Genomic DNA, 12358 nt, shown 5'->3' with positions numbered 1-12358 from the left:
CATTAAAAAATAGCTTTGGCAATGTCGTAAATATTATCGCTTTTTCCCATGCTATAGAAATGCAAAACAGGAACATCATTCGCCAGTAACTCACGACACTGATCGATGCAAAACTCCACGCCTACCTGACGTACGTCTTTATTAGTTTTGCAGTTTTCCACAGCGTCAACTAAATTTTGCGGCATGTCCAGATGGAATGTTTGCGGCAACAACTGCAAATGAGATTTAGTCGCGATAGGCTTGATTCCTGGAATAATTGGAATAGTAATGCCTAAATCTCTAGCAGCATTTACAAATTCAAAATATTTTTGATTGTCAAAGAACATTTGCGTGACCACATAATGCGCACCAGCATCTACCTTATCCTTCAAACGTTTTAAGTCGGTTTTCATGCTGGGAGATTCTTCATGCTTCTCTGGATATCCAGCAACACCAATGCAAAAATCAACATCGCAAGAAATTTCAATCACGTCATGTAAGTAGTGCCCTTTATTCAAATGATCGATTTGTTTGACCAGATCGATCGCAAATTCATGGCCTCCTTCCGTACACTCAAAGCGCTTATCTCCTTTACGGGCGTCACCTCGCAATGCCATTACATTATCAATTTCTAGATATTGACAATCCACCAGCAAATATTCGGTTTCCTGCTGTGTAAAGCCACCGCAAAGCAAATGCGGTACAGTATCCACGTCATATTTGTTCTGGATCGCTGCACAAATCCCCAAGGTACCAGGGCGCATTCTGGTGAGTTTCTTTTCTAACAAACCACCTTTTTTCTCGATGTATATAAACTCCTCACGTGAGGTGGTCACATCTATAAATGGTGGCTTGAATTCCATTAAGGGATCAATATTGTCATACAATTCCTTAATCGATTTCCCCTTTACTGGCGGTATGATTTCAAAGCTGAACAGCGTGTTTTCCGCTTGTTTTATATGGTCGGTAATCTTCATTTAATAATTTCTGGTGTTAATCAGCAATGTTAGGGTTGAGCCATTTTTCTGCTTTCGCGAAAGCGATTCCTTTACGATCCGCATAATCGTGCACTTGGTCTTCCTTTATCTTACCAAGTCCAAAATAACGAGATTCTGGATGCGAAATATAATATCCAGAAACACTTGCTGCTGGCCACATGGCAAGGCTTTCCGTAAGCGTTACTCCTATTTTCTCTTCTACTTGAAGCAGTTCCCAAATAGTCTCTTTCTCTAGGTGGTCTGGACAAGCTGGATAACCTGGCGCTGGTCTTATTCCCTTGTAATTTTCTCGAATCAAATCGTTGTTCTCCAACTGCTCATCGCTGGCATAACCCCAGAATTCTTTACGTATTCTCAAGTGCAGATATTCAGCAAGAGCCTCGGCAAGTCTGTCCGCAAGGGCTTTGAGCATGATGGAATTATAATCGTCGTGGTCTTTTTCAAATTGGGCGGCACGTTCTGGAACGCCAAAACCAGCGCTCACACAAAAAGCCCCTATATAATCCTGTTTTCCAGAATCGGTTGGTGCAATAAAATCTGATAGAGCAATTTGTGGTTTGCCAGCAGCTTTTTTCGATTGTTGGCGCAAGGTTCTAAAGACAAAGTCTGCATCAGATCCTTTTACTTCGATGTCGTCCTGCTCATTTGAATTTGCTGGGAATAAGCCGTAAAGTGCTTTGGCTTCTAGCCAATTCTCATCAATAATTTTATTCAACATTTCCTGAGCATCTGCAAACAACTCTGTGGCTTGCTCGCCCACAACATCATCAGTCAAAATATCTGGATAGCGTCCATGTAAATCCCAACTACGGAAAAATGGCGACCAGTCAATGTATTCTGAAATTTCTTTTAGGTCCAGATCTTCTAATTCGTGAACACCTATTTTTTTAGGCTTTACCGCTTCATAGGTTGACCAATCGATCGGGAATTTATGTTTGCGTGCTTGTTCGATGGTCAAGAAATCCTTCTTCTTTGCCCTACCTAAAAACTCGTCTCGTAGTTTTGAGTATTCTTCTTTTTTCGCTTTCGCGAAAGCGAAATAGTCCTCATCCTTATCACCAGATAATTCACCAGCGATAGTTACAGCTCTACTTGCATCGTTGACGTGGACGATCGTTCCTTCATATTCTGGCGCAATCTTTACAGCAGTATGTGCTCGCGAGGTCGTCGCACCACCAATCATTAACGGCACCTCAAAATTGCGGCGTTTCATCTCTTTGGCGATGTAAACCATTTCATCCAATGATGGAGTAATGAGTCCGCTAAGGCCTATGATATCCACATTATGCTCAATCGCAGCATCAAGAATTTTCTCTGGCGGTACCATCACACCTAGATCGATGATTTCATAATTATTACAAGCCAGCACCACCGAAACGATGTTTTTTCCAATGTCATGAACGTCTCCTTTTACAGTGGCCATGAGGATTTTTGGGGCGCCGGCCCCTAAATCCCCAGAGGGGACTTCTTTGATGGCCTTCTTGATTTTGTCAAGAACACCATCAATATCGTTTAAAACTTGTTCGTTTTTGAATCTTATGACTTTAAAGCCGTTTTCTTGAAGCCAGTTGGTTCTTTCCTGATCCTTTTCTTGTTGTTCTTGTGTGTCGTGATAGGCACCATCGATTTCAACGACGAGATTATGTTTTAAGCATACAAAATCAGCAATGTACATTCCTATAATATGCTCCCTGCGGAATTTATAACCATCCAATTTTTTATTGCTCAACGCTTCCCACATTTTCTGCTCGGCAAGAGTCGGGTTCTTGCGCTTTTCCTTTACTCTTTGCTTCAGTAATCCGTAGGCGATCGGGTTTGCGGTACGCCAGGAAGAAAAAGTCCCCTTAGGGGATTTAGGGGCTTGGAGTCTAAGTTTCTCCTTTTCCTCTTCAATGTAAGGCAGTAAATAAGCCACCGCTTTTTTCATCACGCGGGCGCTCTTGACTACTTGAGGAAGAAACATTTTCCCGCTACCAAATAAATCACCAACCACGTTCATTCCCGTCATCAAGTGACCTTCAATAACCTCGATAGGTGCACTTGATTCTTGTCTAGCTTCTTCCACATCTTCTATAATGTGTGCGTCGATTCCTTTTACAAGCGCTCTCGTGATGCGATCCTGCAATGGCAATTCTCTCCAGCTATTATCTATGGTACTGGTTCTGGTCGTTTGGGTAACATTTTCTGCGTAGTCCAACAATCTTTCAGTAGCATCTTCACGGCGATTGAGCAACACATCTTCTACATGATCAAGCAGCTCTTTATCAATATCATCATACACTTCCAACATTGCCGGATTCACAATTCCTATGTTCATTCCAGCCTTAATGGCGTGGAATAAAAAGGCACTGTGCATCGCTTCCCTTACCTTATCGTTTCCACGAAAGCTGAAACTTACATTACTAACGCCACCACTAACGCTGGCATGTGGCAGGTTCTCACGAACCCATCGAGTTCCATTGATAAAATCGAGCGCGTTAAGCTTGTGCTCTTCCATTCCTGTGGCTACTGGGAAAATATTGAGGTCAAAAATGATGTCCTCTGGAGCAAATTTGACCTCATCGACCAAAATGTCATAACTGCGTTTTGCGATCTCGCAGCGACGTTCATAGGTATCGGCTTGACCTACCTCATCAAATGCCATAACTATGACGGCAGCGCCATAGCGCTTGATGGCAGTGGCATGTTTTTTAAATTCTTCCTTGCCTTCTTTCAAGCTAATGGAGTTGACCACACATTTACCCTGAACTACCTGCAGTCCAGCCTCGATAATTTCCCATTTGGAACTATCGATCATGATGGGCACTCGGGAGATGTCCGGCTCTGCAGCGATAAGATTTAAGAACTTCACCATAGCAGCTTTGCCGTCGATCATTCCATCATCCATATTGATGTCGATGATCTGTGCGCCATTGTCTACCTGATCTCTGGCAATATCCAGCGCCTCATCGTATTTGTCCTCATTAATGAGTCGCAAGAATTTTTTGGAACCTGCTACGTTGGTACGTTCACCAACGTTGACGAAATTACTTTCTGGTGTGATGACCAGCGGTTCGAGTCCGCTAAGTTTGAGTGGTCTAAATTCCTTATCCGACATTTGCTAGTTTTTGAAGTGAAGGAATGGGTCTAGGTTGATATTCTGCAGCTATTTTAGCGATGGCAGCAATGTGTTCTGGGGTTGTCCCGCAGCAACCACCAATAATATTGACGAGCGATTTATCGAGATATTCTCGAATCTGTGAAGCCATTTGATCTGGTGTTTCATCATATTCTCCAAACGCATTAGGCAAGCCAGCATTGGGATAAGCACTAATCCCGTATTGGGATTTGTTTGCTACTGTTTCTAGATATGGGGTGAGTTGTTTTGCGCCCAAGGCGCAATTAAATCCAACAGACAATAACGGAATATGCTCAATGGAAATGAGGAACGCCTCGGCAGTTTGACCGCTTAAGGTTCTTCCAGAGGCATCGGTAATTGTGCCGCTTACCATAACTGGAATGTCGAGCTTGAGTTCTTCTTTCAATTCTTCAATCGCAAATAGAGCCGCTTTGGCATTTAGTGTGTCAAACACTGTTTCTACCAGTAGAATATCCACACCACCTTTTACTAATCCAGCAGCTTGCTGCTTGTAGTCTTTTCGCAATTCTTCAAAGGTGATCGCTCTATAGCCAGGATCGTTTACGTCTGGCGACATGCTTGCGGTTTTATTGGTCGGGCCTATGGCTCCTGCAACAAACCTAGGTTTGTGAGGTTCCTTAGCGGTGAACTCATCTGCTACCTTGCGGGCGATCTTCGCACTTTCAATATTAAGTTCATCCACCAGATTTTCCATGTGATAATCTGCCATGGCGATGGTGGTGCCGCTAAATGTATTGGTTTCCACAATGTCTGCTCCAGCCGCAAAATACTGAGCATGAACGCCTGCAATAGCATCTGGCTGAGTGATAGAAAGCAAATCGTTGTTTCCCTTGACATCTGATGCATAATCGGCAAAGCGGTCGCCTCTAAAATCTTCCTCAGTAAATTTGTGTCGTTGCAACATGGTTCCCATCGCGCCATCCAGCACTAGAATGCGCTCTTGCAGGGCTTTGTATAAAATCTCGTTTCTCAATCTTTGTATTTCTAATTAAGTGCTCACATGCAACCAAGTTTAATCCATTACATGAATTACTGGTTTGCTTGAATTTTGAGAAGAATTACGCTTTCGTACCGCACCAAGTGCAGTAAAAACTTTTAGTTGTGTTCACTTTCGCGAAAGCGAGTACAACAAAAAAGCGTGCGAAAATTTTAAAGAAAGAATAGCGATGAAGCTGATAGTTATCTGTCCAAGCCAAAGGCGCGGTAGAATGAGGCACCTTCTACAATCGTAGGGTTGCCAAGGTCTCAACGGGTCTAATCCCTGAACCTTTCTTTATAACTCAAAATGCAATGAACTGGTACAAATATGGGCTTTGGAAAGTCAAAAACAAAATTAAAATAGAAAAAATGTAACAGGAATGAGGTTTTAGGGATGTGGAATTAGGTTTCTCACTTAACGCTAATAGAAAACTCACATTGCTAATTATATAAATTAGATTAAAGTTCCAACTTACTTCTCCTCAGGAGCCAATTCAATCACCAATCCTTCTAAATCTTCCGTAATCGGAATCTGGCAACCCAGTCTAGAGTTGTCTTTTACGTTTTGCGCTTCCCATAGCATCGCCTCTTCATCATCGTTGCGCTCACCTAGATTGTGGTCGCTGATAATGTAGCATTGACAAGTGGCGCACATCGCCATACCACCACATACGGCTTGTACTGGCAAATCGTAGGCCTTGCAGACTTCCATGACATTCATGTTCATGTCTGTAGGTGCATCGACCTCGTGGCGCTGACCTTCACGGTCAATGATGGTCATTTTGATATCAGACATTCTGCTTGTTGCCTATTTTTTTAACTACCGCTTTTTCTGCTTCTTTACGAGAACCGTCGAATCCATCAATACCACCAACGGTTGTATATTTCATCACATAACGCTTATCTGGAAAGATGCGCTGGTAAGCGCTCTGACACATTAGGGTTGCCTCGTGGAAACCACATAGAATCAATTTTAATTTACCTGGATAGGTGTTCACATCACCAATGGCATATATACCTGGAACGTTGGTTTGGTAATCCAGTGTGTTATCCACCTTAATCGCATTTTTTTCTATTTCTAGACCCCAATCGGCTATTGGGCCCAATTTAGGAGCTAGTCCAAATAACGGAATAAAAGCATCGCACTCGATGACTTCCATGCGTTTTGCTTCATCATTGTGTTGAAGCAATACCGATTCAACAACACCTTCGCCGTTGATGTCGAGAATCTCCGCTGGAGTAATCAAACGGATTTTGTCTTGTTGGACCAATTCTTCTACTTTCTCCACACTATCCAGCGCACCACGGAATTCTTCCCTGCGGTGCACCAGTGTTACTTCACTAGCAACATTTGCTAGAAAAATAGACCAGTCCAGAGCACTATCACCACCACCAGCAATCACTACTTTTTTATCGCGGTAGACTTCAGGGTCCTTGATCATGTAAGCAAGACCGTTATCCTCGTATCTTTCTATACCATCAATCATAGGTTTGCGTGGCTCGAAAGAACCAAGACCACCAGCGATTGCAACTACTTTGGCGTGGTGCTTAGTTCCTTTGCTGGTTGCTACTATGAAGCTTCCGTCGTCTTGCTTGTCGATTGTTTCAGCTCTTTCTCCCAATGTAAACCCAGGCTGGAATGGCTCGATCTGTTTCATAAGATTGGTCACCAAATCACCCGCGAGTACTTCTGGGAAACCAGGAATATCATAAATAGGTTTTTTAGGATACAGTTCTGTACACTGACCACCAGGTTGAGCAAGTGCATCGATAATATGGCACTTCAACTTGAGTAAGCCAGCTTCAAAAACAGCAAATAGTCCCGTGGGACCAGCACCTATGATTAAAATATCTGTAGTTATCATCTCATTCTCCATAGCCATAATTACTCCGTTATATAAGAATCTGCAAAGGTCGTGAGCAAACTGCACGTAAACAAGTCTTTAAGAATAAAGCAGCGTTAATACTCGTTGAGAAAGGCTGCTTTGTTGGAAAGCGGAATGAATGTGATTGATGATTTTCTTGATCACGCTTTCGCGAAAGCGAGAAAACATCGAACTCTAACCTCCACAAAAACTGGTGTGTTTGTTTAAGTAAAAGATGCTTTATGTTGCTAATTACAAAACAAATAGCGAATATTTGATCAGAATACAACTCGTCTCAATATAGGTTTAAGAAACTAAATATCAATTAAGTACATTTGTAAATTCCTACAAAAACCGATGTGATATTAAGAGTATTCCTACTTAGCATAAATATTTAAATTTGCATTTAATTGATACGGCATATTATTTGCCAATTGAACGGCAATAAAATTTTATGATTACAGCCACCAAACCTATTAACGAGAAAGATCGTCTGGCCTCACTGAGACGACTCAACATTCTTGATACTATATCTGAGGACCAATACGATAACGTCACTGAGCTTGCGGCATATATTTGTGATACTAAGTACGCTTTAATTTCATTGATTGATGAAAATCGACAGTGGTTCAAATCTACCATAGGCGTTCAGTTGTGTGAAACAAGTCGTGATGTAAGTTTTTGCGCTCATGCAATTAATCAACCTCATGAAATCCTAGAAATTCCGGATACTAGAAAGGATGATAGATTTGTGGACAACCCATTAGTGACTGATGAGGAAACACCTGTTATTTTTTATGCCGGTGTACCTTTATTTAATCAAGATGGACACGTATTGGGGACTTTATGTGTTTTAGACAGTAAACCAAAAAAGCTTTCTGACCATCAACTTAAGGCTCTCAAAAATCTTGCAAAACAAGTGGAGCAACTATTTAGGTTGCACGCAGCAAATCAAAATCTCGAGGTCTCAAAAAAGCATCTATCCAAGCATAATTCTTTACTCAAAGATTTTGCGGCCACCGTTTCTCATGACATGAAGATGCCGCTTGCAAATCTTATTGTGACCTCTGACATTTTGAATCAGAAGTACAGTGATTTAATAGACGATGATGGCAAACAATATTTGAGTTATCTCAAGAAATCTTCACTTTCACTAAGCGATTACATTACAAACATTCTTTCGCATTATGAGAGTTCATCACATGATATTGAAGACCGTAGTACATTTAATTTAAATGATGTTCTTGAAGATATTGTTGAGTTGATCAATATTAAACATCAATGTGAGATCAATTTACCAGATGTCAATCATACTTTATACTGTAATCAAGTTGCTCTTGAGCAAATTTTCCTAAATCTTATAGGGAACAGTATTAAATATAATGACAAGGAAGAAACCGTTATTTCCATAGAGGCTGATGTTTTGACCGATTATTATGAATTCAGAATCATAGATAATGGTATAGGAATTCCGGCAGATAAAATCTCCAATATCTTTGAGCTTTTTAATACCGTTGGTGAATATGACCGCGATGGAAACCAGGGTCATGGTATAGGACTTTCCACCGTTAAGCAACTGGTTGAAAGCCTTGATGGAACTATAGATGTAGACTCTCAATTAGGAGTTTCTACAACTTTCACGTTTACATTAGCTCGCTAAATATTAATTCGCATAGAACTCAGTTACTGGTTTTAGAGTCAGCGACTTGCTTATTTTAATTATGTCAGATAACAAGCCTCTTGCAGTGACTTCACGGCCTGCACCTGCACCCTTGATTACTAGGGGTTCTTTGGAATAACTTTCAGAATAAATCTCAAAGAAACCATCGCTGCCCTGTAATTGTCCAGCTGGAGAATGTTTGGAAACTGCCTGTAAAGAAACTGTCAATGTCTGATTTCTAACATCTAGTTGTCCTAAGTGTCTCAAAACCTCATCCTTTTTTAGTTTCGATTTACGCTGCTGCATTTGCTCGTCTAGATATGACAACTCATTAAGAAATTGGTTGAGCGAATAGGTTTGAAGCTGCGGCGGTACAAGATTCTCAATTTCAATAGCCTCAAACTCTAGTTTTATACCAGCCTCTCGAGCCAAAACCAAAAGTTTGCGTGCAACATCATTTCCAGAAAGATCTTCTCTGGGATCTGGTTCTGTAAAGCCATTTTTCAAAGCATCTTTAACGATCTCAGAAAAAGGTTTGTCTTCCTGAGAGAATCTATTAAATATATATCCCAAAGATCCAGAGAAAACTCCATTGATAGCAAATAGCTGCTCACCGCTATCGTAAAGATTACGAACCGTTTGCACAATGGGCAATCCAGCGCCAACATTAGTTTCATATTGGAACTGCAAGTTTCTAGCATCAAGAGTCGTTCTTAAATTATCATAGAATTCTTGAGATAATGTATTGGCTATTTTATTAGCAGTAACGATATGAAAACCTTCTCTCGCTATCTCTGGATAAAAGTTGGACAACTCTTTACTGGCAGTTGCGTCTACAGCAATTTTGGCTATATCATGTACTTCTGAAAATTTATAGAAGCTGCTTGATTCTCTAGTAGTAGAATCCTCAGCAAATTCACTTTTCCAATCCTTTGTGATTCCAGATGCCTTTGTCAGAACTCGTCTGGAATTTGCCAGACCAACAATGCGCACATCAAGCTGATGCTGGTTTTTAAAGAAATGATGACTATCAAGAACCTGGTCAATGAGCTTGCTGCCCACATTTCCCAGTCCAAATATATATAGGTGTATTGTTTTCAATCTAATGTCGTGTAAAGGTTTGCCAATTTGCTCAACGCCTTTTAAGCGTTGACTTCTTTCAAATGATGTTTCATGATTTTTGAAACAATCGTTTTTACCTGATCGTGCTCAATAAGAAATGCATCGTGACCATGCAAACTAACGATCTCGTGATAGGCCACTTCATGGTCATTCTTGAGTAATTCGTAGGTATCACGATCCTCTTGAGCGACGAAAAAACCATCGCTATCAACAGCAATCATTTCAATTGTGGTATCGCTATTCAAAACCACATTCTCAATTGAATTGTCATGATTCAATGCTGCATCTGTACTTGCCAATAAATGGTTAAGTAATTGGTAAGCAGGCAAACTAAATCGCTGCTCCAAAGTCTTTCCATGAAAATCCAGCCAATTATTAACGGCAAAGGATCCTGCTATTTTCTGACGATGAAATTTGTTACCCAATCCTTGCGGTGACCTATAGAAAGTCATCGCGTGTTGACGAGCAACTTCCAGTGGCGTACTGGACGTATTCAAAATGGATTCCTGCACGTGACAGCAGGCTATGAGCCAGTCTGTGGCCTTCCAATCTGCTGCTATGGGAACTATAGTTCTAAATAATTTTGGCTCGATCGCCATCATTTCCCAAAGCAATGCGCCTCCTATGCTACCGCCTATGCCTAAGTCAATTGTTTTAATGTTTAAGTGTTGTATCGCTTTCGCGAAAGCGAGAGCAACATCAGCCAGGCACCATTCCTGAAAATTGTAGATCAATCTGTCAACGCTGCCATCGTAACCATTACCTGGAATATCAAATGCCAACAAGGTAAACCGGTCTGTGTCCAGCACCTTTCCAGAACCCACCAACGGTTCCCACCATTGATCAATACTGGAGTTTCCAGTCAATGCATGATTTACCAGAATAATGGGCGCAGTATGTAACTCACGCCCAAAAATCTGATAAGAAACACTAATTTCCTGAGTTTTTCCCAACCTAAGCTGAAGGTCTGGAATAGATATGTATTGCAGTTTTCCTGACATCTATGCCGTAACCGACGCTTTTATGCTCTTGAATGCGTTAATCAAGTCTGCCTTCAAATCTTCAATATCTTCAAGCCCGACAGATAATCTAATCAAGTCCTTGCTAACGCCAGTGCTTAACTGATCCTCGTCTTTCAATTGCTGGTGAGTCGTACTTGCCGGGTGAATGATAAGGGACTTTGTATCGCCTATGTTTGCGAGTAGCGAGAACACCTTAGCGCTATCCACAACTTTTTTAGCGTTTTCATAGCCGCCCTTGATACCAAATGTTACAATACCGCTTTGACCTTTAGGTAGATATTCTTGAGCAAGGTCATAGTAATCACTTGATTCTAGACCTGGATAATTCACCCATTCTACATCTTTTTGTTCTTTGAGCCACGTAGCAAGTTCCAAAGCATTTTTACTGTGCTTATCAACACGCAGATTTAGTGTTTCCAATCCTTGGATGATTTGCCATGCGTTGAACGGCGATATGGCTCCACCTAGATCACGAAGTCCTTCAATTCTAACTTTGGCAATGAATGCGGCAGCTTCCAATGCCTCACTATAAACTAGACCATGATAGCCGGCAGATGGCTCTGTGAATTCTGGGAATTTCCCGTTAGTCCAGTCAAAAGTTCCTGCATCAATGATGATTCCGCCTAATGCAGTACCGTTACCGTTGATGTATTTAGTTAGGGAATGAATAACAATATTAGCTCCGTACTCGATAGGATTCAATAAGTAAGGTGTTGCTACCGTGTTGTCGACAATCAATGGCACTTTGGCACTTTTAGCCTGAGCGCTGATTTTTTTAAGATCCAGTACATCTAGTTTAGGATTCCCTAAAGACTCCACAAAAATAGCTCTAGTATTTTCTTGAACGGCCTTTGTAAAAGCTTCCTCATCATTGGGATTCACAAAAGTGGTGTTGATTCCCAGACGTGGCAACGTTACTGACAATAGATTGAAAGTACCTCCATAAAGCGAGTTGCTGGCTACAATATGATCGCCTGCTCTAAGCAGTGTCAATAAGGTTGTTGAAATTGCTGCCGTTCCTGATGCGGTTGCTACTGCGGCAATACCACCTTCAAGTGCAGTTAGTCGCTGCTCGAGCACATCGACTGTTGGATTATTCAATCTGGTGTATATCCATCCTGGCTCTGCTAACGAGAACAGGTTTGCAGCATGATCGCTGTTGTTGAAAACGTACGCTGTGGATTGATACAAGGGCACAGCTCTAGTGCCACCATTTTGTTTTACATCGTGACCGGTGTGTAGTGCTTGCGTTGAAAATTTTTGATCTGACATTTTGTTTCTTTTTAAATTAGAAATAAGGTTAATGTCCAGAACCAATAGAAATATAGATTTACCGTCTCGCTTGCGCGAAAAGGAAAAATCAAAAAAGAAACTTGTGGTAGTATAACCTACTTACATGTGTATCATCTTGTCTAGGCCGTGGGCGTAGCAGAAATTAGCACCTTCATCACTTATTGTCGACATAAATGAAGGGTTGCTAAGGAGTCGATGGGTCTGTTCCCTCGTCCTTTCTTGATAATTTCAGTATGGTTATGAACGTGAGCGTAAAGATTCAGTAAATAAAACGGAGAATCCAAATTTTTAACAAGTTTTTT

9 protein-coding genes and 2 riboswitches are annotated in these 12358 nt (G+C 41.3%); of the genes, 1 reads left to right on the top strand and 8 read right to left on the bottom strand.

The features are described from left to right. Positions 1-2: 2 nt before the first annotated feature. The 5 genes from metF to BLO34_RS13875 form a co-directional block, all read right to left on the bottom strand. On the bottom strand, positions 3-956 hold the full coding sequence (gene metF, locus BLO34_RS13895; protein WP_090756162.1) for a methylenetetrahydrofolate reductase [NAD(P)H]: 954 nt from the start codon (positions 954-956) through the stop codon (positions 3-5). A gap of 16 nt (positions 957-972) precedes the next feature. Then, positions 973-4074, bottom strand: coding sequence for a vitamin B12 dependent-methionine synthase activation domain-containing protein (locus BLO34_RS13890; RefSeq protein WP_090756160.1), 3102 nt, complete (start codon positions 4072-4074; stop codon positions 973-975). Further along, positions 4064-5089, bottom strand: coding sequence for a homocysteine S-methyltransferase family protein (locus BLO34_RS13885; protein WP_090756158.1), 1026 nt, complete (start codon positions 5087-5089; stop codon positions 4064-4066). The genes BLO34_RS13890 and BLO34_RS13885 overlap by 11 nt, the downstream gene beginning before the upstream one ends. A gap of 203 nt (positions 5090-5292) precedes the next feature. Next, positions 5293-5398, bottom strand: a riboswitch (SAM riboswitch). A 168-nt stretch (positions 5399-5566) separates the two neighbouring features. Beyond that, positions 5567-5890 (bottom strand): 2Fe-2S iron-sulfur cluster-binding protein, encoded by a 324-nt coding sequence (locus BLO34_RS13880; RefSeq protein WP_090756157.1) that lies wholly within the window; start codon positions 5888-5890, stop codon positions 5567-5569. Continuing rightward, positions 5883-6959, bottom strand: coding sequence for an NAD(P)/FAD-dependent oxidoreductase (locus BLO34_RS13875; RefSeq protein WP_090756703.1), 1077 nt, complete (start codon positions 6957-6959; stop codon positions 5883-5885). The genes BLO34_RS13880 and BLO34_RS13875 overlap by 8 nt, the downstream gene beginning before the upstream one ends. A 454-nt stretch (positions 6960-7413) precedes the next feature. Here BLO34_RS13875 and BLO34_RS13870 point away from each other — a divergent pair, with 454 nt between their 5' ends. After that, a complete protein-coding gene (locus BLO34_RS13870) occupies positions 7414-8619 on the top strand; it encodes a sensor histidine kinase (protein ID WP_090756155.1) in 1206 nt (401 codons plus the stop codon). A 3-nt stretch (positions 8620-8622) separates the two neighbouring features. On the opposite strand, the gene BLO34_RS13865 is transcribed toward BLO34_RS13870, so the two are convergent. Genes BLO34_RS13865 through BLO34_RS13855 form a run of 3 tightly spaced genes read right to left on the bottom strand, consistent with a single transcriptional unit; the run spans position 8623 to position 12035 of the window. Next, positions 8623-9720, bottom strand: coding sequence for a hypothetical protein (locus BLO34_RS13865; protein ID WP_090756153.1), 1098 nt, complete (start codon positions 9718-9720; stop codon positions 8623-8625). Between the two features lie 41 nt (positions 9721-9761). Beyond that, on the bottom strand, positions 9762-10742 hold the full coding sequence (locus tag BLO34_RS13860; protein ID WP_090756151.1) for an alpha/beta fold hydrolase: 981 nt from the start codon (positions 10740-10742) through the stop codon (positions 9762-9764). Then, positions 10743-12035 carry an O-acetylhomoserine aminocarboxypropyltransferase/cysteine synthase family protein gene (locus BLO34_RS13855; protein WP_090756149.1) on the bottom strand — a complete coding sequence of 431 codons (1293 nt, stop codon included), beginning with the start codon at positions 12033-12035 and terminating at the stop codon, positions 10743-10745. A 128-nt stretch (positions 12036-12163) separates the two neighbouring features. Further along, positions 12164-12285, bottom strand: a riboswitch (SAM riboswitch). Between the last annotated feature and the right edge of the window lie 73 nt (positions 12286-12358).

It is taken from the genome of Nonlabens sp. Hel1_33_55, assembly GCF_900101765.1.
Lineage (GTDB): Bacteria > Bacteroidota > Bacteroidia > Flavobacteriales > Flavobacteriaceae > Nonlabens.
Note: the sequence above shows the minus strand (reverse complement) of the source record. Positions and strands in the feature narration are given on the sequence as shown.

Excerpts from the sequence above, each read along its gene's own strand:
- BLO34_RS13860 (WP_090756151.1), bottom strand. The coding sequence starts at position 10,742 with ATGTCAGGAAAACTGCAATACATATCTATTCCAGACCTTCAGCTTAGG.
- BLO34_RS13890 (WP_090756160.1), bottom strand. The coding sequence starts at position 4,074 with ATGTCGGATAAGGAATTTAGACCACTCAAACTTAGCGGACTCGAACCG.
- BLO34_RS13870 (WP_090756155.1), top strand. The coding sequence starts at position 7,414 with ATGATTACAGCCACCAAACCTATTAACGAGAAAGATCGTCTGGCCTCA.
- BLO34_RS13880 (WP_090756157.1), bottom strand. The coding sequence starts at position 5,890 with ATGTCTGATATCAAAATGACCATCATTGACCGTGAAGGTCAGCGCCAC.
- BLO34_RS13875 (WP_090756703.1), bottom strand. The coding sequence starts at position 6,959 with ATGATAACTACAGATATTTTAATCATAGGTGCTGGTCCCACGGGACTA.
- BLO34_RS13855 (WP_090756149.1), bottom strand. The coding sequence starts at position 12,035 with ATGTCAGATCAAAAATTTTCAACGCAAGCACTACACACCGGTCACGAT.
- metF (WP_090756162.1), bottom strand. The coding sequence starts at position 956 with ATGAAGATTACCGACCATATAAAACAAGCGGAAAACACGCTGTTCAGC.